The organism is Seonamhaeicola sp. ABD4_175, assembly GCF_056160885.1.
On record NZ_JBSWYC010000004.1, the window covers coordinates 442,007 to 464,885 of the forward strand.

Below are 22,879 nucleotides of genomic sequence, written 5' to 3' on the forward strand. Positions count from 1 at the left end.
ATTTAACTTATGGATTCTTATTTGTATTTTGCCACTTATTTATTTTTAAAAACATGACTGCAGCTCAAATTCTATATCTTATTGCCGGCTATTTTGTTGTACTTATACTTATATCTTATTTTACAGGAAAAGAAGATAGTAATGATGCCTTTTTTAAAGCAAACAAATCTGCACCATGGTATTTAGTGGCTTTTGGCATGATTGGAGCCTCATTATCAGGCGTTACGTTTATATCGGTTCCTGGCGCTGTTGAAACAAAACAATTTGGGTATTTGCAAGTAGTTTTTGGCTATTTATTTGGATACATTGTTATTGCTTATGTACTGCTTCCTATTTATTACAAGCTTAATTTAACATCAATTTACACCTATTTAAAAGATAGGTTTGGTACTGTAAGTTACAAAACAGGTTCTGTAGCCTTTTTAATTTCGCGGGTTGTTGGCGCATCGTTTAGGTTATTTTTAGTAGCAAAAGTACTGCAGCTATTAGTGTTTAACCAGTTTAATATTCCGTTTGCATTTACAGTAATAATAACCGTTATTTTAATTTGGCTTTACACATTTAAAGGCGGTATTAAAACCATTATTTTTACTGATACTTTACAAACACTTTTCATGTTAATTTCGGTTGTGGTTACTATATTCTTTTTAGCATCGGCTTTAAATTTGAATAGTGTTTCTGAAATTTATACTAGCGTAAAAAACAACGCAATGAGTAAAGTTTTCTTTTTTAATGATGTTAATGATGCCCAATATTTTATAAAAAGTTTTTTATCGGGTATGTTTATTACCATTACCATGACTGGTTTAGACCAAGATATGATGCAAAAAAACCTGACTTGTAAAAACTTAAAAGAAGCTCAAAAAAACATGATTTCTTTTAGTATAGTTTTAATTTTTGTGAATATTTTATTTTTAGTTTTAGGCTTAATGCTAACTAAATATGCCAATGCTCATGGCATAACGGCTAAGAAAGATGAATTGTTTCCAACCATAGCTATGCTACCTGAAATTGGTATTTTAACCTCTTCATTATTTATTCTTGGTTTGGTAGCTGCGGCATATTCTAGCGCAGATTCTGCTTTAACATCACTAACAACATCATTTTGTATTGATATTATTGAAATTGATAAAAAACCTAATAATACTCAGAAAAAAATTAGAAAACGAGCACACATTTTAATTAGCATTGTACTAGTTATTGTAATTATTTGTTTTGATGCTATTTTTAAAGATGTATCGGTTATTTGGGAATTATTTAAAGCAGCAGGTTACACCTATGGGCCACTTTTAGGTTTATTTGCTTTAGGTATTTTTACTAAAATTCAAATAAAAGATAAATATGTGTGGGTAGTAGCTATTGTTGCTCCGCTTATTTCATACTTTATAAATAAGTATTCTGTAAGTTTATTAAACGGTTATCAAATAGGGTTTGAAATTTTAATTATTAATGGCTTACTTACCTTTTTAGGTTTAATATTGATTGGTAGAAAGCAACACTAAAGTACAAGCAACTTCATAACCAATATTATTTTCTTTTAGAATAGTATAAAACTCCGGGTTTTCGGTTCCAGGATTAAAAATGACACGTTCGGGCTTTAAACCAACTATATAATTATAATATTCTTTTTGGCGAATTGGGTTTAAGTACAATGTTACCGTGTGTACATTTTTGTAGTCTTTCAATTCTGTATCAATTTCAACACCATTAATTTGGCCTTTACGTAAACCAAACGCAAGGGTTTCAAAGTTATTAACGGTTAATTTTTCAACAGCAATATTTGAGTATCTGTTAGGTTTTAATGAGGCTCCTAAAACCAATGTTTTCTTATTCATATAAATTTTTTTTATTTAAATACATTCTAAATAAATGGTTTTTTCTGTTTTTTTTTATAAATGCAGTAACATTATGTGAGTTCTTACGTCTCTTTGGTATCAAATCAAACAAAATCAATCAAAAAACAACAAAATGAAACATGCATTTTTTATGTGCATTTTTTTGCTTTCTCTAATGGCAAATGCACATACAGACCCTACAAAAAACGCCGATAAAAAAGGATCTATAATCGGTACTGTATTAGACGCAACCTTAAAACAACCCTTACCCTATGTAAACGTTATTATTAAAAATAGTAATAACCAAACTATTACTGGCGGTATTACTTTAGACGACGGAACATTTAAAATAGATAAAATTGTTGAAGGTAATGTAATTGTTAGCATTCAATATATTGGCTACAAAACATACTCAAAAAACGTTACTATTGGCAAAGGTAATTACAATGTAAATTTAGGTGATATTTTTTTAGAAGAAGAAGCCGAAAGCTTAGAAGCTGTTACCGTTATTGCAGAAAACTCCACCATACAACAAAAAGTAGATAGAAAAGTTATAACTATAGGTAAAGACCTAGCTGCAACCGGTACCGCATCTCAATTAATGGTGGGTATTCCATCTGTAAATGTTGATGCTCAAACAGGCGATATTAGTATGCGTGGCAACCAAAACGTACGCGTAATGGTAGATGGTAAATTATCAAACATACCAACAGCGCAATTGTTAAAACAAATTCCATCAACAGCCATTAAATCTATTGAGTTAATTACAAATCCTTCAGCTAAATATAATCCTGAAGGCATGAGTGGCATTATTAATATTGTGTTACACAAAAATACCATGGTTGGTTTTAATGGTAATTTTAATGTTGGTGTTACACACGAAAAAGAAGCCAAATTTAACAGTGCTTTAAATATGAATTACCGCAACGGAAAATTCAATATTTTTGGCAGTTACAGTAATAATATTTCAAAAAACAGAAACCTTGGTGAAGTTATCAGACCAGAAAACAACTCGTTTCAAAACTTTTCATTTTTAGATTCTCGAAAAAACCATCAATTTAAAGTGGGTTTAGATTTTTATTTAAACGAAAAAAACACCATTTCTGTTTTTACAAACCAAAACATTACAGACAATAGTACAATTGGAAAAACGCTTGTTAATTTCATTGATAATGAAGCTTTTAATCAAAACCAAATTTTTACAAATATTGGCGAAAACACTTCAGAACAATACAACTTTAACTACAAACTAGATTTTGCTAAAGAAGGTGAAAATATTGAATTAGAAGTAGATTACAACACTTACGATGGCGAAAACCCTGTGTTTTTCAATCAAATTTTAGGTCCGTTAAGAGATTATACAGATTTTAATGAAACAGACAGAAAACGTACTACGGTAAATTTAGATTATGTAAATCCGCTATCTGAAACTGCAAAACTAGAAGTTGGCCTAGAAGCGCGTTTATTTAATACTGATATTAGCTACGCCTCAACAGGCGATTCTTATGACCAAACCGGATCACTAATACCAACACCAAGTACTAATTTTGATTATACACGTGATATTTATTCGGCTTATGTTAATTTCAACAAAAAAATTAATAAATGGACATACCAAATTGGTGTAAGAGCTGAAAATGTAAATGTAGAAACCTTAGCCGTACAACAAGATGTTACAACAAACAACATAACAAACATACCTTTTGATAATGATTATTTTGAATTATACCCATCGGTTTTTATAACCTATGAAGCTTCTGAAAAAAACTCATATCAATTTAGCTATAGCCGACGTGTAGACAGACCAGGCATTGGGCAAGTTAATCCAATAAAAGAATGGAGTACGCCACTAATCTCATCATTTGGTAATCAGGCATTAGTACCACAATTTACAAACTCTGCTGAAGTTAATTATACACGTAACTTAAACAACCGCAAAGGTAGTGTTACGGCAGGTGTTTTTTACAGAGCTATTTCTAATGAAATTAACCGCGCTTTGTTTATTGATAGAAGTGATGTAACATCTGGTCGTGTTATTTTAACTCACGATAATTTTGATGATACATCAGCTTTTGGTTTAGAACTTTCAACAAACTACAGAGCAACAAAATGGTGGTTTATTAATAGTAGTTTTGATTTATACTCGCAAACTCAAAAAGGTATTGCCGAAAATATAGTTGATGGCGTGCTTATTGAAAACGCTACCATTGCCGATATTGAAACCCAAGTAACCGAAGTAGATAACGTAGCTTGGAATTTTAGAATGTTTAACAATTTTAGTTTAAGTAAAAACTTAACCTTTACAGCGTTTGGCTTTTACCGCGGAAAAAACAAAAACATACAATTTGACGTTAAACCTATGTACTTTGTAAACTTAGGCATGCGTTACAGTTTCTTAGAAAACAACAAAGCTACATTTGCCTTTAACTTAAATGATATTTTTGATACCCAACGTTTTGCTTTTGATGGAGAAAGACCTTTTGTACAAAATGGCGAATTTAATTGGGAAAGCAACACATGGAACATAAGTTTAAGCTACCGCTTTGGCGGCGGAAAATACCGTGCTAAAGCGCGTAAAAAAAGAGATGACAATGTTAAATCTGGCGGTGGCGGTTTCATGTAAAAAATTAAAATATTAATAGCCTGCATAATAAAATTGATGGTTAGTGTTACGTAAGGCTATTAAAAGAAACCCCAAGGTTTTATAAACTTTGGGGTTTTGTTTTATTTTTTTTAACTACCACACAATAAAACACATAGCTTTACGTTTAGTGCTATATACTGTCTAACCAATTACGAAAAAAATATAATTATTTAGAGTTAGTCGTCTTATACAATATTTTATTGCTTCGTATAACAGGTGGGTATAAATAGGAAAAACTCGAAATTTAGGTTTCGGGTTTTTTCTCTTTTATGTTAAAAAAAGTTAAATAATATAATGCTATGCAATAAAGCTATAGGTTTTACGTCTAAGGTAATAGATTCTTCAACAGAGTGTTAGTTGAGTTGATTAATAGCTAGTTTAAACCCTGAAACATTAAGTTTCAGGGTTTATTTTTACCATTTTATTATTACACTGCCCCAAGTAAAGCCACTACCAAAGGCTGCTAAAACCACCGTATCACCTTCTTTAATTTTACCTTCTTCCCAAGCTTCGGTTAAAGCAATGGGTATAGATGCTGCAGTTGTGTTACCGTATTTTTGAATATTATTAAACACCTGATTATCATTTAAACCAAACTTCTTTTGTATAAATTGTGCAATACGCAAATTAGCTTGGTGTGGTATAAGCATGTCTATAGCTTCTTTTTGTAAATTATTTTTCATTAAACCTTCCATAATTACTTCGCTAAAACGTACAACGGCATTTTTAAATACAAACTGCCCATTCATGTGCGGAAAATAACTTTCATCATTAGGGTCGTTATCATCTAAAATATCATTAACCCAACGTTTTCCCATACCTGGAGCTACTAAAACCAATTCTTCGGCATGTTCGCCTTGGCTATGCAAGTGTGTAGATAGAATACCTTTTTGTGTATTTTCCTCGCGTGTTAATACAGCTGCACCAGCACCATCACCAAAAATAACACTAACACTACGTCCGCGGGTAGTTTTATCTAAGCCATAAGAATGTAACTCACTACCAATAACCAGTATGTTTTTATACATGCCCGTTTTTATAAAATTATCGGCTACAGACATGGCATACACAAAACCAGAGCATTGGTTTCTAACATCTAAAGCCCCAACGGTTTTTATATTTAAAGCGTGCTGTACTTGCACACCCGGACCCGGAAAATACATATCAGGACTTAAGGTTGCAAAAATTATAAAATCAATATCATCTTTATCAATTCCTGCGCGTTCAATAGCTATTTTAGCAGCTTTAACACCCATGGTTGCAGTGGTGTCTCCACTACCCTTTTTTACCCAACGGCGTTCTTTTATTCCTGTGCGTTCTTGTATCCATGCGTCATTGGTATCCATCATTTTAGACAAATCATCATTTGTAACCACATGATCGGGTACATACTTACCAAGACCTATTATTTTTGAATTATACATGTTAATATCTATTTTATTTGGCCTTTTACTTCAACATAAAAGACGTCGTTTAGTTTTTCTTATTACAAATTACAAAATATAAAATTCAAATTACAACTTTTTAAATTTTAGACTTTACTTTACATTTTCTTTTAAAAAAATTGTGTCAGTTTGTCACTTTTTATGTCTTGGTATTTTTTTTGTCTATTTCAAACACATAAATAAACTATTAAATTAACTAGGTTTCCGCTACGCGGGAATAATAAATACACAATTTATCATGACAAAAGGAAGTATTAATGTTTCGGTAGAAAATATTTTTCCGTTAATTAAGAAATTCTTGTACAGTGACCACGAAATATTTTTACGTGAGTTAATTAGTAATGCTACTGATGCTACTTTAAAACTTAAACATTTAACAAACATTGGTGAAGCCAAAGTAGAATACGGCAATCCTAAAATTGAAATTAAAGTAGATAAAGACGCTAAAAAACTTCATATTATAGACCAAGGTTTAGGTATGACTGCCGAAGAGGTTGAAAAATACATAAACCAAGTAGCGTTTTCTGGTGCTGAAGAGTTTTTAGACAAATACAAAGATTCTGCTAAAGATTCTGGTATTATTGGTCATTTTGGATTAGGATTCTACTCTGCATTTATGGTTGCTGAAAAGGTTGAAATTATAACCAAATCTTTTAAAGATGAACCTGCTGCTCATTGGACTTGTGATGGTTCGCCAGAGTTTACACTTGAGCCACATGATAGAACTGAAAGAGGTACAGAAATTATTCTTCATATTGCTGAAGATTCTACAGAATTTCTAGAAGAACCACGTATTCGTGAGCTATTAAACAAGTACAACAAGTTTATGCCTGTGCCAATTAAATTTGGAACTAAGGAAATTAATGACCCTGAGCATGAACCTGCAACTATTACTGATAAAGACGGCAAAGAAACCAAAGAGCCACACAGACAAATTACGGTTGATGACATTATTAACAACCCAGACCCAGCGTGGACAAAACAGCCTACAGATTTAAAAGAAGACGATTATAAAAACTTTTACCGCGAATTGTACCCAATGCAATTTGAGGAGCCGTTATTCAACATACATTTAAATGTAGATTATCCTTTTAACTTAACTGGTATTCTGTATTTCCCTAAAATGGGACAAGACATGAATATTCAAAAAGATAGAATTCAGCTGTACCAAAATCAGGTTTTTGTAACCGATAATGTTGAAGGTATTGTACCAGAATTTTTAACTATGTTACGTGGTGTTATTGATTCTCCAGACATTCCATTAAACGTATCGCGTTCTTACTTACAAGCCGATGGTGCTGTAAAAAAGATTTCATCATACATTACCAGAAAAGTTGCCGATAAATTAAAATCGTTATTCAATAATAATCGTGAAGATTTTGAAGCAAAATGGAACGATATTAAAGTGGTTATTGAATACGGTATGCTTTCTGAAGAAAAATTCTTCGAAAAAGCTGATGCTTTTGCGCTTTACCCAACCGTTGATGGTACGTATTACACTTACGAAGAATTATTCAACAAAATAAAAGCAAACCAAACTGATAAAGACAACAAGTTAGTTATTCTTTACGCTTCAGATAAAGATGCGCAACACAGCTACATTGAGTCTGCTAAAGCTAAAGGATACGAAGTATTGTTGTTAGATTCTCCTATAGTTTCACATTTAATTCAGAAATTAGAAACTTCAAAAGAAAACATATCTTTTGCACGTGTTGATGGTGATCATATTGATAATTTAATTAAGAAAGATGACAACACCATTTCTAAATTAGATGAAGACCAAAAGAAAACGCTAGATGAACTTTTAAAAGAGGTTATTCCTTCTGAAAAATTCACTATTCAGTTAGAAGCTATGGATAGCAGCGCCAACCCATTTATTATTACGCAACCAGAGTTTATGCGCCGCATGAAAGAAATGCAAGCTACCGGCGGTGGCGGCATGAACATGTTTGGTAATATGCCAGAAATGTACAATTTGGTTGTTAATACAAACCACGATTTAATTAGCGATATTTTAAATACCGAAGCTAAAGAAGATAAAGAACGCTTAATAAACCAAAGTTTAGATTTGGCACGTTTATCTCAAGGTTTACTTAAAGGCGAAGCTTTAACAAACTTTATTAAGCGTAGTTATAATATGATTAAATAACCCTTTTATTACAGCACTTAATACAACTTTAAGTGTTAAAGTTTATAAAACCATTTTGCTTTTGCAAAGTGGTTTTTTTATAATAAAAAATTATAAACCATAAACTAATGAAAAAAATAGGAAAAATTATAGTAGTAATTTGTTTATCATTAACAGTTACAAATTGTGCCACCATTTTAGGCGGCCCCATAAATTCACACCAAAAAACAAAACCAGCTCCTGGGCAACCACAACGTGATGTTAGAGTTGTTGCTTTAATTGCAGATATTGTGTTGTTTTTACCCGGTACAATTGTAGATTTTGCAACTGGCGCTATTTACAAGCCTCATTAAGCAATATTTTTATAAACGTATTTTAAAAACCACTTTGTAATTTCAGGGTGGTTTTTTAATTAAAACTTCAAAACAAAATAAACCCCTGACACATAACGGCATTAAGCCTATTAAATTTGCATGTAAGTTTAATTTAAAAATCAAAAAACAACATGAAACATGCAATTAACTGGTTTGAAATTCCTGTAACAAATTACGAGCGCGCAAAACAATTTTATGCTACGGTAACAAATTCTGAAATTAAAGATCATCACATGCCTGAACAAAACACAAAATATGGTGTGTTTTCACATGGTGATAAAGATAGTATTGGTGGTGCTATTATTGAAGCTGAAAACCAAACACCATCAAACCAAGGCGCTACAATTTACCTTAACGGTGGTGATGATTTAAACGTTCCGTTAAATAAAGTTGAAAGTGCTGGTGGTAAAATAGTTATGCCTAAAACTGCTATTGGTGAAGATGGATTTATTGCGCAATTTATTGATAGCGAAGGTAACAGAGTAGCTTTCCATTCTTGGAATTAAACTGTTTATACCTTTAGTAATTTTAAAAAAAGCATCAATCAAACAAACGAATAGAAAGCGAATTGATTTAACAATTCGCTTTCTTTCATAAATTAAAATTTTAACTTTAATTTGATAAACACCAAACAACCCTATTATTTTTGTTAGCATGTCTCAATTAGCAAGACTCATATCAATTTTAACACTTTTACGATCTAAACGCTTACTAACCGCGCCAGAATTAGCCCGTAAATACAACGTAAGCGTTCGTACAATTTACAGAGATATGAGAAAACTTGAAGAAGCTGGCGTGCCCGTTACAACTATTGAAGGCAGGGGCTATTCATTAATGGAAGGTTACCAAATTGCGCCCGTACAATTTACTGAAAAAGAAGCCAACGCATTAATTACAGCTCAACATTTAGTGAGCCAAACTAAAGATGCCCAATTTACAAAAGACTTTCAGGAGGCATTAACAAAAATAAAATCGGTTTTTAGAACTTCAATTCAAAAAAAGAGCGAAATTTTAGAACGTAATATTCGTGTTTTTGATTTCGATTTTGAAAACATTTCAAGCAACGCACTTTCTGATTTTCAATTAGCTATTACTAATTTAAATTATGTTGAAATTAACTACCAAAAGGCCAACGATACAAATATTAGCTTCAGAAAAATAGAACCTTACGCCTTTTACTCTTTTAATAATAAATGGATTTTAATTGCTTGGTGTTATTTACGTAATGATTATAGAGCTTTTAGAATTGATAGAATTAAACATTTTAAAATATTGCACGATACCTTTACAGATAGAAACTTCAATCTTCAAAAATATTTTGAAAACTGCCCCTACAAAGAAAATTAGTCTGTTTAAAACACTGTACTTTGTAATGTTTAATACTATTTTCGTCTAAAAGCTAATATCTATTAAATATTCATCATGAAAATTATAGCCACCAACATTGCAAAACCAACAACTATTATTTGGAATGATAAAGAAATAACCACAGGCATTTACAAAAAACCAACTAGCAGTTCTATTTACTTAGGAAAAACTGATGTTAAAAATGATGAAGTAACAGACCGCAAGCACCATGGCGGCACGTTTAAAGCTTGTTATTTGTTTTCTGCTGAAGAATATGATTATTGGAAAAACCTATACCCAAATTTAGATTGGAACTGGGGTATGTTTGGTGAAAACTTAACTGTAGAAGCTTTAAACGAAAAAACACTTATAATAGGCAATATTTATAAAATTGGCAATGCTTTAGTACAAGTAACGCAACCAAGAGAACCTTGTTTTAAATTTGGTGTTAAATTTGGTTCACAAGATGTTTTAATGCAATTTATTAAGCGGGGTTTACCAGGAACATATATACGTGTTTTACAGGAAGGTAGTGTACAAGCAGGAGACACGTTTGAGCTAGTTGAAACATCAAAAAACAGTTTAACAACAGCACAATTTTTCAAACTATTATATCAAAAAAATAAAGATAAAAAATTGGTGAATTTAGCTATAACAAACACCGCTTTACCAGAAAGCAAACGAAATAAAATGGCCAAATTTATATAAAAAGCTAGCAATTTTAGTTATACTTTAAAAAATCTGTTTATATTACCAAACACCCTAATAAAAACAGATTTACTAATACACACTACTTTTTTTTAATGGATTTTACAAACCCGCTAGTTTACGGCGTACCTTGTTTTTTAGGCCTTATTTTAGTTGAACTTACATATAGCAAAGCTCACAAACATAAACTTTATAATTGGAAAGACTTAGGCTCAAGCCTTTTTATGGGTATTGGCTCTGTTATTTTAGCGCCTTTAATTAAAACTATTTCGGCCATTGTTATTTTTAATTATTTGTATGAATTATGCAACCCCATTGTAAACGGGGTTAGAACCAATATATTAGGTTATGAATCTTTTGGGTATGCTTGGTACGTTTGGATAGCTTGCCAATTTTTAGATGATTTTACTTATTATTGGTTTCACAGGCAAAACCACATGGTTAGGTTTTTATGGGCTGCTCACATTGTGCATCATTCTTCAGAAAATTTTAACTTAGGTACCGCTGTACGTAATGGTTGGTTTACCATTTTATATAAGCCATTATTTTATATGTGGCTTCCGGCAATAGGTTTTCCTCCAGAAATGGTTGTGGTTTGTTTAGGTATTGAAGCTCTATGGCAATTTCAGTTGCACTCTGTATATATTCCAAAACTTGGTATAGTTGAAAAAATTTTTAACACACATACCATGCACCAAGTTCATCATGCAAAAAACTTAGAATATATGGATAAAAACCATGGCGGTTTTTTAAATATTTTTGATAAAATTTTTGGCACTTGGAAAGCGCTTGATGAGAATATAGATATTGAATATGGTGTTACTAAACCGCCAAACTCTTATAATCCGCTTGTAATATTAACACATGAATACAAAGACATTTGGAAAGACACCAAAAAAAGTTCTAATTGGTATCATAAATTCATGTACATATTTGGCCCACCAGGATGGAGCCATGACGGAAGCACCCTTACAATTAAACAAATACGAGCACAGCAATTACAAAAAAGTAAATAAGTTGTTATTCTATTGGAAAACTAAAATACGTTTTAGGAAAAGGCTCATGCCTTAAGGTAAAATGCCACCACTCTTTTGAGTAGCCTCTAAAACCAAATTTAGCCATTACACTTTGTAATAACTGCCTATTAGCTTTTTGCTTTGGTGTAATTTTATCATAATTTACCCAAGATTGTTTGCCAAAAAAATCAAAGTGACTTCCCATATCTAATGGCACTCCTGTATTTCCATCTATAATAGTTACATCAACAGTACTACCACGGCTATGACCAGATTTTGATGCTATATAACCTTCATTAAAAAGATAGCGTTTCTTTACGCTTGGGTAAAATTGCTTTTTATTTAAAGTATCATTTAAATTTCTAGCCCATTTTACAAAATGATTAACAGCTGTTTGTGGTCTATAACCATCAAACACCATTAAACATAAATTTTTACTTTGTAAATAGTTTTGAACCTTTTTTAAAGCATTTGCTGCTTCTTTTGTTAAAATAAGTCTGTTTGTATTATAACCGCTTATAGGCTTACCAATAAAATTGTTTTTTGAAAAATATCTTAATTCAACATCTAAATCTGTTACAACTTCATCTACATACACAAAACCATCTGGCAATTGTGCAAAACAACAATTTAAACTAAAAATTATAATTATGTATTTAATAAGTGTCATTAGCAGCCAATATAATTAAAATTGTAATCAGAAAAGTTTAAACACAAAAAAACCGAGTTCCCTCAAACCCGGTTCTTTCTTAATTTGCTTTTTTATTACGAAGTAGATTTAGGGAATCTATATCAACGACATAATGCAAATATTAATTAATTAATCCATTGAACTAAAAAGTATGTTATTTAGTACACCTCAAAGATAGTATTAGATTTGAATTACAACGTTTAAAAACATATAAAATCGACAAAAAGCATATTTTTTTAACATTTAAAGTCAAAATCATGTATTTCATCGACAAAAAGCAGCATTAAATATTTTTCACAAAAGCCATTAAAAACAAAAAAGCATCTTTTACAAGATGCTTTTTACTAACTAACCAACCAAAAATATGAATTACAATTACTAAGTTTAAAGTACCACTCAATAAACTTTTAATAATTGAATGTATTTACTTTTTATAACACAATGTTCGTGCCAAACTAAAAATCATTCAAATTTTATTTTAATTATATTGTGCTCTTTTATTGAAAACTTCAAATTAATATGAAAAGCACACCGCTGTTTACTAATGACACCATTGTTTTTGGCCTTTTAATGCTAATGCTAGCCATTGTTTTTTATACATCATCAAAAAAAACAGGTTTTTGGGCTAAATTTTACAGTATTGTTCCTGCGCTATTAATGTGCTACTTATTACCTGCAATTTTAAATTCTTTACATATTATATCACCTAAAAATTCTGAAATTTACACCATTGCAAAAAATTATTTATTACCCGCAGCTATTGTTTTAATGACACTTAGTTTAGATTTAAAATCTGTATTTAATTTAGGCCCTAAGGCTTTAATAATGTTTTTTACAGGTACCGTAGGCATTATTATTGGTGGCCCAATTGCAATTTTATTAGTATCTATTTTTAGTCCAGAAACAGTTGGTGGTGTAGGTCCAGATGCCGTATGGCGAGGTTTATCAACCGTTGCAGGTAGCTGGATTGGTGGTGGCGCCAACCAAACCGCCATGTATGAAATTTTTAAATTCAACCCTGAAAAATACGGTAGCATGATTTTAATAGACATTGTTGTTGCGCAAATATGGATGGCTGTTTTACTTTTTGGTATTGGTAAAAAAGACAAAATAGACAGGTGGCTTAAAGCCGATAATTCAGCCATTGAGGCTCTTAAACAAAAAGTAATTAATTACGAAAAAAGCGTAATGAAAACACCTAACTTAACTGATTACATTATTATGCTAGGCATAGCTTTTTTTGCTGTAGGTGTTTCGCATTTAGGCGCCAATAATATTTCAACCTATTTATTAAATAATTTTGAAGTTTTTAATGATAAAACTTCGGCATTAGCTTCATTCACTTCTACATTTTTTTGGATGATAACAATTGCAACTATTATAGGTATTGCTCTATCTTTTACAAAAGCAAAAAAATATGAAGGTGCAGGTGCCGGTAAACTAGGTAGTATTTTCATTTACATATTAGTGGCTAGTATTGGTATGAAAATGAATTTAGCATCAATTTTTGAAAATCCAGGCCTTATTTTAGTTGGGTTAATTTGGATGTCTATACACGTTATACTTTTAATAACCGTTGCTAAAATTATAAAAGCACCTTATTTCTTTTTAGCTGTTGGTAGTAAAGCCAACGTTGGTGGTGCAGCCTCGGCGCCTGTAGTAGCAGCTGCGTTTCATCCATCATTAGCAACTGTTGGCGTTTTATTAGCTGTTGTTGGGTATGCAATTGGTACATTTTCGGCACTATTTTGTGCCAACTTAATGGAAATAGTATCTCCGTAATACCACTTAAATAATATTTTAAAATATATTTGCCCACAAAATAAATTTCTGAATGAAAAAAATAGCATTATTATTTATTATTCTTTTTGCAATTGCCTGCGGAAAAGAAAAACATGATTTAGTAGTTAAAACCAATATTAAAGGTTTAAAAAAAGGCACTGTTTATTTGAAAAAAGCCGAAGACACGCTAATTGTTACTGTAGACTCTATTGTAGTAAACGGTAATTCTGAATTTGAACTTTATAGTGATTTAGAATCTCCTGAGGTTTTCTATTTGTATTTAGATAAAAATAGTAAAGAAGAAGACAGAATTACATTTTTTGCTGATAAAGGTGTTACCGAAATAAATACAACGCTTAAAAATTTTGCTTTTGATGCTAAAATAAACGGTAGCGAGCAACAAAAAACATTAGAAGAATACTTAAAAGTTATAGCTAAATTAAACAATAAAAATTTAGAATTAATAAAAGAAAATTTTGAAGCTCAAAAAACTGGTGATACAGCTAAACTTAATGACATTGAAAAACAATACAAGAACACTATAAAACGCAAATATTTATACACTGTAAATTTTGCTATAAATAATAAAGATAGTGAAGTTGCGCCTTATTTAGCTTTAACCGAAATTTACAATGCTAAACTTAACTTTTTAGATACCATAAACAAATCTTTAACCTCTGAAGTAAAACTTTCAAAATATGGTAAAGCGTTAAATCAATTTGTTGAAGATATAAAAGCAAAAGAGACCAAATAGTCACAAAAATTATTTAACATAAAAAATCCTTTCAATTTAAAACTGAAAGGATTTTTTTATTTTATAGCAATAAAAACAATATTACACTAATTACTACATAAAAAAAACGCCTCATATAAGAAGCGCTTTATTTTTTTGAGCCGATAGAGGGACTCGAACCCACGACCTGCTGATTACAAATCAGCTGCTCTAGCCAGCTGAGCTATATCGGCTTATGCGGGTGCAAATATAATATCAAATTTATAATATGCAACACCTTTTTAAAAAAAATTAAAGTTTATTTATTTTTTCTAATAAAGCGTTTCCTTTTGCCTCTAATTCTGCGTTTATAGATTTAAAATGTGCTTTTACATCATCAACATCTTTAGCGTTTACTTTTTCAATTAAATCATCAAATGTAGCAATGGCTTCATCTATAATTGCTTCACTCTCTTTTGTGTCTTTATCTGTATTATCAATTTCCCAAACGTATACTTCTTCAATAATATCTCCTAATACGTTATTAATATCTTTTTTTAAGTTTTTTACACTTGCCATTTTATACGGGTTTTAGTTTATTATAAATATAAGTAATTATTTCAATAAAATTAATTACCTGCGTAGGTTACAAAATTTCTTGGGGTTTCGTAAAGTGTTATTTCTAGCTCTAAATTTGGTTCTATTTTGGGTTTTATTTTGTTGTAAATAACAACTGCAATATTTTCGGCAGTTGGGTTTAAATCTTCAAACTCTGGTACTTGAAGGTTTAAGTTTTTATGATCAAAAGCGTCTTCTACTTCAGCTTTAATAATGTTTTTCAACACTTTCATATCAACCACATAACCTGTTTCTTTATTTATTTCACCAGTAACACTTACAATAAGCTCATAGTTATGGCCATGAAAATATTGGTTGCTGCATTTGTCAAAAACTTGGTTATTTTTTTGGTCACTCCAATCTTTACGGTACAACCTATGGGCTGCGTTAAAATGGGCTTTTCTGCTAACGGTTACTTTCATTGTTTACATTTATGTGTTGGTAAAATTTATCAAAAATAACCTTAAACCATGCTGTATATATTTCTGGATTTAATGCTATATCTACTTTTACGGCTTCTAAAGGCATCCATTTCCAATTAGCAACTTCACTTGGGTTTATTGTTGGAGTGTTGTTGTAATTTCCTAATAAAATATGATCGTATTCATGTTCTGTTAAGCCATTATCAAAGGGTGCTTTGTATATAAATGAAATGGATTCTTTAAGCTCTGTAACAAACCCCATTTCTTCCATTAAACGGCGTTTTCCTGCTTCAATATTTGTTTCGCCGTTTCGTTGGTGACTACAGCAGGTGTTTGTCCATAACCCTGGAGAGTGATACTTATCTAAAGCACGTTGTTGCAGCATTAGTTCATTTTTATCATTAAAAACAAATACAGAAAACGCTCTGTGCAACAATGCTTTTTCATGAGCTTCCATTTTTGGCATTAGGCCAATTTGCTCATCGTTTTCATTTACTAAAATCACCTTTTCTTCTTCCATGTAGCAAAAATACAAACAAATTTATACTTGGTTGCTAAACTGTTCAAATAAAAAAAAAGCAGTTAAATTATTTTTAACTGCTTTTTTTTGGTCTTTTAATAGGAATGCTTGCTACATTTTTATAATGATAAATTCTGACCTTCTATTAAGTTGATGCTCTCCTTCAGAACATTTAACGCCATCTTTACAACGGTTTATTAATTGTGTTTCTCCGTAACCTTTTGCACTTTCTATTCTGTTGCTTTCAATACCGTTACTTATTATATAATCTCTGGTTGATTTTGCTCTTCTATCTGAAAGACTTAGGTTGTACTCATGTGTATTTCTAGAATCTGTATGAGATTCTATTTTAATTACCATTTCTGGGTATTGTTTCATTAATAGCACCACTTTGTTAAGCTCTATTGAAGCATCATTTCTAATGAATGATTTATCTAAATCAAAATAAATAATGCCTATTTTAATTTTTAGTAGTCCGTTTTCTTCAACAATTAACTTGCTTAATGTTTCTAAACCTAAAGCAACTATAGTTTCACCTGGTTCATTTAGTGTTTTGGCTAATTTATCTTTTTTAGCATATCCTGTTTTTGTAGCTATTACTTGATATTTTGTATCACAGTTTAATACTTTTTTAAACTTGTATGCGCCATTTACATCTGTTGTAGTAGTTTCTAATTCATTGCCTTTATCAGATAACAAAACCATTTTTACATCGGGTATGCGCTCTCCGGTTACATTGTTAGACACATAGCCTTTTATGGCTTGGTTACATGTTGGTTCTGGTAATCTTACAAAAGAATAAATATCATCATCACCTTTACCAGATAGCCTATTTGAACAAACAAACCCTTTATTTTCTTCTTCTTTAATAATGAATGCAAAATCATCTAATTCACTATTTAGTGGTGCTCCTAAATTTGTTGGGGCACCTAAACTTTGGTCTGTAATATTGCTTTTATAAACATCTAAACCGCCAAGACCTAAATGACCATCGGAAGCAAAGTATAAGGTATTGTTGGTTATAAACGGAAACATTTCTCTTCCGGCTGTATTTACTTTGTCTCCTAAATTTCTTGGTTTAGAGTAACTTGTACTGTCTGTATCTTTTTCATTTAAAATATCAACCACAAAAATATCTGTTGCACCAATAGAACCAGGCATATCTGACACAAAATACAATAACTTACCATCAGCACTTATTGATGGATGCCCTACCGAATAATCTTCACTATTAAATGGTAACTCTTTTACGTTTTGCCACGTTAATTCGTTATCTTCATTATTCAATAAATCTGCACTATACAGTTTTAAATGGTTGGTACCTTTACTGTCTCTACCTAAATCTCCGTTATAGTTATTTCTTGTAAAATACACTTTGGTTTGCTCTGGGTTAAAAGCTAAAGTAGCTTCATGATACCTGGTATTTAGTTTTTTAGAGAACTCTCCTTCTTTTTTTAAATCAGATTCAATTTCATTTAAATCTCCTACGTACATGTTTAAAAAAGGTTGTTCGTTCCAGTGATAAATTCTGGTATGGTAGTTTGAAGAATCTACCGCAGATGAATAAATAAGCTTATCTTTATAATACATTGGTCCAAAATCTGAATACTTTGTGTTTACAGATACATTTTTTAGAATAAATCTTGGTTCTATATTTAAAACATCTTCAACCGTTAGCTCTATTTGGTCCAAATGTTCAGCTCTATCGTCTTCACTTTCTGTTCTTTTAGAAAACTCTTTCATCCAACGTTTAGCGTCTCTGTATTTACCTATACCTTCAAGCGCATGGGCATATCTAAATATATATTCTGGTTCAACACTTGAGAAAAATTCAGATACTAATTTATCATACCATATATAGGCATTTTCCATATCTGTATTAAAAAAATAGGCATCGCCAGTTCTTTGAAGTAAGGTTTTATATTTACCCGAATCTTTTGAATCTTTATTCTCTAAAGACCTCGCTTTAGCCTCGTATAAAACAGCCGCTTCTTTGTACCATAATCTTTCAAATAATTTATCTGCTTTTTTTGTTTCACTTTGTGAAAAAACAAAATTAGCCACGCATAAAATTGTTATTAAAAATATTTTCTTCATAGTTACTTAGGATTAAAAGAAACGAGGTGATTTTAGTTGTTTTTCTTTAGATTTTAATTCGAAACGCAACATAATTTCATGTGTTCCGTTGTTAAAATTTTGAAGTTCGGTAGTAGTAAAATCATAGGCATAACCTACCATTAACTTTGGTCCTAATTGTAGGCCAACTAAACCACTAACAGAATCATCCCAACGGTATGCTACACCTAACCTTAACACTTCGCTAAACAAAAAGTTAGCTGATAAATCTGCAATAATTGGGGCTCCTACAACAAACTTACCTAAAAAGGCTGGTTTAAATTTTACTGTTGGACTTAAATCAAACACTTTACCAGCAATTAAAAAATAGTGCAACCTTTCGGCAGCTACAGCATCTTGTACTTCATCATAATGCTCATCTGTTAAAAAATTTGGAACAGATAAACCTATATAACTATTATCACTATGCCAATAAATACCGGCTCCTACTGTTGGTAAAAACCTATTATTTATATTCTCAAAAACACCTTCTTGCTCTTGGTAATCTCCTTTGGTAAAATCTACATTTAACATTCTACCGCCTCCTTTTAAGCCAAATGATAATTTACTATCATTATCTAAATTAATTGTGTATGAAAAATTGGCATCAAAATAAAACTCATCTGATGGTCCCAATTTATCATTAACAATTGAGAATCCTAAACCCACGTTTTTACCTACGGGAGACTCTATACTAAAAGATTGGGTCTCAGGTGCTCCATCTAAACCTACCCACTGAGTTCTATGTAACCCCGTGATTGCTAAGTGACCTCTAGACCCGGCATATGCAGAGTTTACTGTTAATGTATTAAACATATAATCTGTATACTGCGGATCTTGTTGCCCATTACTAACATTAGTTAGCAACAGCGATAAAATTAACACTACTATTGATAGGCTATGCTTTACGTTCATATCTAAACTTTTATATTTTGTGAACATTTTAAATTTTAATTTTTTAATGATTTTTACCTAACTATATATAACCAACCTGCTTTTGCTTTAGAGCCATCGCCTAAATCTAGAACATAATAATACGTACCTACAGGTAATTTTTCGTTTTTGTTTAACACTGATCTTCCGTTAGATATTCCGTCAAACGTATTATCATAACCTTCTTTTGTGTAAACAAGGTTACCCCATCTGTTGTAAATTTTTAAAGTATTATCTGGATAGTTGTTAATACAATCTATATAAAACACTTCGTTTTTACCATTTCCGTTAGGTGAAAATTCATTGTAAATTTTCAAACATTGAGGATCAATAGTTGCTGTATCATCATCATTATTTTCATTAGAATCTATTTGATCTAAACCTTGTAATGATGCTGTGTTTAAGTAATCATTAATATCTAAAACAGTTACAGTAATTTCAAGTGTTTCGGTTAAACCAGCAGCTACTGTTGGTATTTGCCATATTCCTGTATTTTCACTGTACATTCCTGATGAAGCTGTTGCAGATTCAAATTGATAACCTTGAGGCAGTACATCTAAAATTTCTACAGATGTAGCATCAATATTACCTAAGTTTGAAGCTGATATTGTAAATGTTATTACATCTGCAATACTTGGGTTAGCATCACTTACAACTTTTACAACCTCAATATCTGCGGTTGGTGTGTTAATTTGAGCGCTGTCTTCATCATTCTCACTTTGATCACCGTCGTCATTATTTGGTGTACTATTTGGATCGTACTGATCTGCTGCAATAATTTGAGCAATGTTTAAATACTCGCCATCAACCAATGTTGGCATATTAACTGTAGCTTCATAAGTTATTGTTAAACCTGTTAATGGTACAGTTAAATTAGTCCAAATAATTTCATCATCATCTAACAAGCCACCGTTACTAATGCTAGATATGTTACTGTAACCAATTGGTATTACATCTTCAACAGCAACACCTGTAGCTTCATTAGCACCAGCATTATCTATTTGAATTGTAAAGGTTACAACCTCACCTACGTTAGCATTTTCATTACTTACAGTTTTGGCTAAGCTTAAATCTGCTGTTTCAGTTAAAATTAGTATACCATCTTCATCATCTTCACTTTGATCTCCATCATCGTTATTTGGTGCACTATCTGGATCTGTTATTTCAGAACTAGTAATTTCAGCACTGTTAAAATACTCTCCATCTGTTCCTGTTGGTTCGTTTATTAATACATCTATAAATAAGATTTGTGAACTTCCGCTAGGAACGGTTCCTACACTCCAAACACCTGTGCTTTCAGAATAAACACCTGATGTTGCACTGTAAAGAATAAAATCAAAACCTGATGGTAATACATCTGTTACTTCAACACCTGTTGCGGCATCTGGCCCATCATTGGTAACTGTAATTTGGAATGTAATTTCTTGACCAACATTTGGAGAAATATCATTATCTACCACAGTTTTTGTTAAACTTAAATCGGCCATTGCTTCTACTGGTGTAACAAGCACGTTGTCTTCATCATCTTCACTTTGATCTCCATCATCGTTATTTGGTGTAGAATCGTTATCTAACACATCAGAACCTGTAATTTCAGCAATGTTTAAATAATCTCCTGTACCATTTACAAGTACATCAATTAATAAGGTTTCTGTTGCGCCATTAGCAATGTTGCCTACATTCCAAACTCCTGTAGATTCATCATAAGTTCCAGATGTAGAACTGAATAATATGAAATCAAATCCTGATGGTAATAAATCTGTTACTTCAACACCTGTTGCATTTTCAGGACCATCGTTTGTAACTGTAATTATGAATGTAATTTCAGTACCTACTAACGGTGATGTATCTCCATCTACTACACCTTTTGTTAAACTTAAGTCTGCTACTGAAGCTACTGGTGTAATTACTTGACTATCTTCATCATCTTCACTTTGGTCTCCATCGTCGTTATTTGGTGTTGAATCATTATCTAAAACATCCGATGCTATTACTTCGGCAACATTAGTGTAGTTTCCTGAAGGATTAACTAATACATCAATTAACAAGGTTTCTGATGCGCCATTTGCAATGTTACCAACATTCCATATACCTGTAGTTTCATCATAAGTTCCAGCTGTAGAACTGAATAGTATGAAGTCAAATCCTGATGGTAATACATCTGCTACTTGAACACCTGTTGCTGCTTGTGGCCCATCATTAGTTACTGTAATTTGGAATGTGATTTCAGTACCAATTAATGGAGAAGTGTCACCATCTACTACTACTTTTTCTAATGAAAGATCTGCAACCGGTATTACTGGTGTAACTATTGCGTTATCTTCATCGTCTTCACTTTGGTCACCATCATCGTTATTTGTCGTACTATCTACATCAAATACATCAGAAGCTGTAATTTCAGCAATGTTTAAATAATCGCCTGTTCCGTTTACTAAAACATCAATTAATAATGTTTCAGACTCGCCAGAATTAACAGTTCCTACAGTCCATATTCCAGTAGTTTCATCATATAACCCTGCTGTAGAACTATATAATATGAAGTCGTATCCAGAAGGTAACAAATCTGCAACTACAACACCTGTAGCGCTATTTGGTCCGTCATTAGTTACTCTAATTTCAAATGTAATTTCTGAACCTACAAGTGGCGTAATATCACCATCAACAACTACTTTAGTCAATGATAAATCAGCTTGGGCTGGTGCTACTGTTAACGCTGTTTCATCGTCATCGGCTATTCCATCACCATTGTCATCTACTGTTTCATCTGTTGTTGGATCACTGTCTGGATCGTACTGATCTACTGCCGTGATTTGTGCGATATTTGTATACTCGCCTGCGGTTCCTGTTGGGGCATTTACGGTGGCTTCATAACGTAATGTTATTGTGCCATTATTGGCCGCTACTGTTAAACCTGCCCAACTTGCTGTGTTTCCTGTTTGTGTTCCGCCATCGTTTACTGCTGTTAAACTGTAACCTGATGGTAAAATATCTTCTACTGATACTCCCGTGGCTACATCTGGTCCCGCATTAGTAACTGTTAATGTAAATGTTACCGTATCGCCTACATTTGGCACACTGTTGTCTATTGTTTTTACGATACTTAAATCTGATTGTTGGATTACAACTCCTACACTGGCCTCATCATCATCGGCTATTCCATCGCCATTATCATCTACGGTTTCATCTGTGGTTGGATCACTGTCTGGATCATATTGATCGGCAGAGGTGATTTCAACCGTATTTAAATATTCATTGGCTGCTCCCGTTGGGGCTTCTACTACTGCATTAAACGTTAAGCTTACCGTGTCTGTGCCTAATGGCACACTTAATCCTGTCCAATCGATTTGGTTGCCTGTGGCTACGCCTGTGTTGCTTATTGCTGTGATTGTGCTGTAACCTACTGGTAATACATCTTGTACCGATACGCCTGTGGCAGCTACACTACCCGCATTGCTTAAGCTTATCGTGAAGGTTACTACATCACCTACATTGGGCGTAGCATCACTTACTGTTTTATTAATACTTAAATCTGAGGTTTGAGGTACAACAGTAAAACTGTCTTCGTCATTCTCACTTTGATCGCCATCAT

19 protein-coding genes and 1 tRNA gene are annotated in these 22,879 nt (G+C 32.0%); 10 read left to right on the forward strand and 10 right to left on the reverse strand.

Going from position 1 to position 22,879, the window contains the following annotated elements; translation table 11 throughout:
- Positions 1-53 precede the first annotated feature (53 nt).
- Complete coding sequence (locus ACXAG4_RS14700; RefSeq protein WP_475296840.1) at positions 54-1,502, forward strand: sodium:solute symporter; 1,449 nt, start codon at positions 54-56, stop codon at positions 1,500-1,502.
- Here the strand turns inward: ACXAG4_RS14700 and ACXAG4_RS14705 are convergent.
- A complete protein-coding gene (locus ACXAG4_RS14705) occupies positions 1,473-1,835 on the reverse strand; it encodes a CoA-binding protein (RefSeq protein WP_475296841.1) in 363 nt (120 codons plus the stop codon). The genes ACXAG4_RS14700 and ACXAG4_RS14705 overlap by 30 nt on opposite strands.
- A gap of 133 nt (positions 1,836-1,968) precedes the next feature.
- Here ACXAG4_RS14705 and ACXAG4_RS14710 point away from each other — a divergent pair, with 133 nt between their 5' ends.
- Positions 1,969-4,458 carry a TonB-dependent receptor gene (locus tag ACXAG4_RS14710; protein WP_475296842.1) on the forward strand — a complete coding sequence of 830 codons (2,490 nt, stop codon included), beginning with the start codon at positions 1,969-1,971 and terminating at the stop codon, positions 4,456-4,458.
- A 434-nt stretch (positions 4,459-4,892) separates the two neighbouring features.
- Here the strand turns inward: ACXAG4_RS14710 and ACXAG4_RS14715 are convergent, their stop codons facing one another.
- A complete protein-coding gene (locus ACXAG4_RS14715; RefSeq protein WP_475296843.1) occupies positions 4,893-5,903 on the reverse strand; it encodes a 3-oxoacyl-ACP synthase III family protein in 1,011 nt (336 codons plus the stop codon).
- Positions 5,904-6,162: 259 nt separating this feature from the next.
- Here ACXAG4_RS14715 and htpG point away from each other — a divergent pair, with 259 nt between their 5' ends.
- The 6 genes from htpG (at position 6,163) to ACXAG4_RS14745 (ending at position 11,497) form a co-directional block, all read left to right on the forward strand.
- On the forward strand, positions 6,163-8,073 hold the full coding sequence (htpG, locus tag ACXAG4_RS14720; protein ID WP_475296844.1) for a molecular chaperone HtpG: 1,911 nt from the start codon (positions 6,163-6,165) through the stop codon (positions 8,071-8,073).
- Positions 8,074-8,180: 107 nt separating this feature from the next.
- Positions 8,181-8,405 carry a hypothetical protein gene (locus tag ACXAG4_RS14725; RefSeq protein ID WP_475296845.1) on the forward strand — a complete coding sequence of 75 codons (225 nt, stop codon included), beginning with the start codon at positions 8,181-8,183 and terminating at the stop codon, positions 8,403-8,405.
- 152 nt (positions 8,406-8,557) lie between these two features.
- The gene (locus ACXAG4_RS14730) at positions 8,558-8,932 is read left to right on the forward strand and encodes a VOC family protein (protein WP_475296846.1); all 375 of its coding nucleotides are present in this window, start codon (positions 8,558-8,560) and stop codon (positions 8,930-8,932) included.
- Between the two features lie 148 nt (positions 8,933-9,080).
- Positions 9,081-9,773, forward strand: coding sequence for a helix-turn-helix transcriptional regulator (locus ACXAG4_RS14735; protein ID WP_475296847.1), 693 nt, complete (start codon positions 9,081-9,083; stop codon positions 9,771-9,773).
- Positions 9,774-9,848: 75 nt separating this feature from the next.
- Positions 9,849-10,481, forward strand: a complete 633-nt coding sequence (locus ACXAG4_RS14740) for an MOSC domain-containing protein (RefSeq protein WP_475296848.1) — start codon at positions 9,849-9,851, stop codon at positions 10,479-10,481.
- 95 nt (positions 10,482-10,576) lie between these two features.
- Complete coding sequence (locus ACXAG4_RS14745; protein WP_475296849.1) at positions 10,577-11,497, forward strand: sterol desaturase family protein; 921 nt, start codon at positions 10,577-10,579, stop codon at positions 11,495-11,497.
- 4 nt (positions 11,498-11,501) lie between these two features.
- Here ACXAG4_RS14745 and ACXAG4_RS14750 read toward each other — a convergent pair whose 3' ends face one another.
- On the reverse strand, positions 11,502-12,167 hold the full coding sequence (locus tag ACXAG4_RS14750) for a M15 family metallopeptidase (protein WP_475296850.1): 666 nt from the start codon (positions 12,165-12,167) through the stop codon (positions 11,502-11,504).
- 540 nt (positions 12,168-12,707) lie between these two features.
- On the opposite strand from ACXAG4_RS14750, the gene ACXAG4_RS14755 reads away from it, so the two are divergent.
- Positions 12,708-13,970, forward strand: coding sequence for a DUF819 family protein (locus ACXAG4_RS14755; RefSeq protein ID WP_475296851.1), 1,263 nt, complete (start codon positions 12,708-12,710; stop codon positions 13,968-13,970).
- Between the two features lie 52 nt (positions 13,971-14,022).
- Positions 14,023-14,724: a DUF4369 domain-containing protein gene (locus ACXAG4_RS14760; protein ID WP_475296852.1), complete on the forward strand. Its 702-nt coding sequence runs from the start codon at positions 14,023-14,025 to the stop codon at positions 14,722-14,724.
- A 138-nt stretch (positions 14,725-14,862) separates the two neighbouring features.
- Here the strand turns inward: ACXAG4_RS14760 and ACXAG4_RS14765 are convergent.
- From ACXAG4_RS14765 to ACXAG4_RS14795, 7 genes are all read right to left on the reverse strand, one after another.
- Positions 14,863-14,936, reverse strand: a tRNA-Thr gene (locus ACXAG4_RS14765).
- Positions 14,937-14,994: 58 nt separating this feature from the next.
- Complete coding sequence (locus ACXAG4_RS14770; protein WP_475296853.1) at positions 14,995-15,261, reverse strand: hypothetical protein; 267 nt, start codon at positions 15,259-15,261, stop codon at positions 14,995-14,997.
- Between the two features lie 50 nt (positions 15,262-15,311).
- A complete protein-coding gene (locus ACXAG4_RS14775) occupies positions 15,312-15,722 on the reverse strand; it encodes a 6-pyruvoyl trahydropterin synthase family protein (protein WP_475296854.1) in 411 nt (136 codons plus the stop codon).
- Positions 15,706-16,242 carry an isopentenyl-diphosphate Delta-isomerase gene (idi, locus tag ACXAG4_RS14780; protein ID WP_475296855.1) on the reverse strand — a complete coding sequence of 179 codons (537 nt, stop codon included), beginning with the start codon at positions 16,240-16,242 and terminating at the stop codon, positions 15,706-15,708. The genes ACXAG4_RS14775 and idi overlap by 17 nt, the downstream gene beginning before the upstream one ends.
- Before the next feature lie 111 nt (positions 16,243-16,353).
- The gene (locus ACXAG4_RS14785) at positions 16,354-18,339 is read right to left on the reverse strand and encodes an OmpA family protein (RefSeq protein ID WP_475296856.1); all 1,986 of its coding nucleotides are present in this window, start codon (positions 18,337-18,339) and stop codon (positions 16,354-16,356) included.
- A gap of 12 nt (positions 18,340-18,351) precedes the next feature.
- Complete coding sequence (locus tag ACXAG4_RS14790) at positions 18,352-19,272, reverse strand: PorP/SprF family type IX secretion system membrane protein (protein ID WP_475296857.1); 921 nt, start codon at positions 19,270-19,272, stop codon at positions 18,352-18,354.
- A 53-nt stretch (positions 19,273-19,325) separates the two neighbouring features.
- Positions 19,326-22,879 (reverse strand): T9SS type B sorting domain-containing protein (locus ACXAG4_RS14795; protein WP_475296858.1); only part of this gene is annotated, 3,554 nt, incomplete at its 5' end.

Excerpts from the sequence above, each read along its gene's own strand:
- ACXAG4_RS14775 (WP_475296854.1), bottom strand. The coding sequence starts at position 15,722 with ATGAAAGTAACCGTTAGCAGAAAAGCCCATTTTAACGCAGCCCATAGG.
- ACXAG4_RS14725 (WP_475296845.1), top strand. The coding sequence starts at position 8,181 with ATGAAAAAAATAGGAAAAATTATAGTAGTAATTTGTTTATCATTAACA.
- ACXAG4_RS14700 (WP_475296840.1), top strand. The coding sequence starts at position 54 with ATGACTGCAGCTCAAATTCTATATCTTATTGCCGGCTATTTTGTTGTA.
- ACXAG4_RS14735 (WP_475296847.1), top strand. The coding sequence starts at position 9,081 with ATGTCTCAATTAGCAAGACTCATATCAATTTTAACACTTTTACGATCT.
- ACXAG4_RS14785 (WP_475296856.1), bottom strand. The coding sequence starts at position 18,339 with ATGAAGAAAATATTTTTAATAACAATTTTATGCGTGGCTAATTTTGTT.
- htpG (WP_475296844.1), top strand. The coding sequence starts at position 6,163 with ATGACAAAAGGAAGTATTAATGTTTCGGTAGAAAATATTTTTCCGTTA.
- ACXAG4_RS14770 (WP_475296853.1), bottom strand. The coding sequence starts at position 15,261 with ATGGCAAGTGTAAAAAACTTAAAAAAAGATATTAATAACGTATTAGGA.
- ACXAG4_RS14715 (WP_475296843.1), bottom strand. The coding sequence starts at position 5,903 with ATGTATAATTCAAAAATAATAGGTCTTGGTAAGTATGTACCCGATCAT.
- ACXAG4_RS14730 (WP_475296846.1), top strand. The coding sequence starts at position 8,558 with ATGAAACATGCAATTAACTGGTTTGAAATTCCTGTAACAAATTACGAG.
- ACXAG4_RS14745 (WP_475296849.1), top strand. The coding sequence starts at position 10,577 with ATGGATTTTACAAACCCGCTAGTTTACGGCGTACCTTGTTTTTTAGGC.
- ACXAG4_RS14705 (WP_475296841.1), bottom strand. The coding sequence starts at position 1,835 with ATGAATAAGAAAACATTGGTTTTAGGAGCCTCATTAAAACCTAACAGA.
- ACXAG4_RS14740 (WP_475296848.1), top strand. The coding sequence starts at position 9,849 with ATGAAAATTATAGCCACCAACATTGCAAAACCAACAACTATTATTTGG.
- ACXAG4_RS14750 (WP_475296850.1), bottom strand. The coding sequence starts at position 12,167 with ATGACACTTATTAAATACATAATTATAATTTTTAGTTTAAATTGTTGT.
- ACXAG4_RS14760 (WP_475296852.1), top strand. The coding sequence starts at position 14,023 with ATGAAAAAAATAGCATTATTATTTATTATTCTTTTTGCAATTGCCTGC.
- idi (WP_475296855.1), bottom strand. The coding sequence starts at position 16,242 with ATGGAAGAAGAAAAGGTGATTTTAGTAAATGAAAACGATGAGCAAATT.
- ACXAG4_RS14755 (WP_475296851.1), top strand. The coding sequence starts at position 12,708 with ATGAAAAGCACACCGCTGTTTACTAATGACACCATTGTTTTTGGCCTT.
- ACXAG4_RS14790 (WP_475296857.1), bottom strand. The coding sequence starts at position 19,272 with ATGAACGTAAAGCATAGCCTATCAATAGTAGTGTTAATTTTATCGCTG.
- ACXAG4_RS14710 (WP_475296842.1), top strand. The coding sequence starts at position 1,969 with ATGAAACATGCATTTTTTATGTGCATTTTTTTGCTTTCTCTAATGGCA.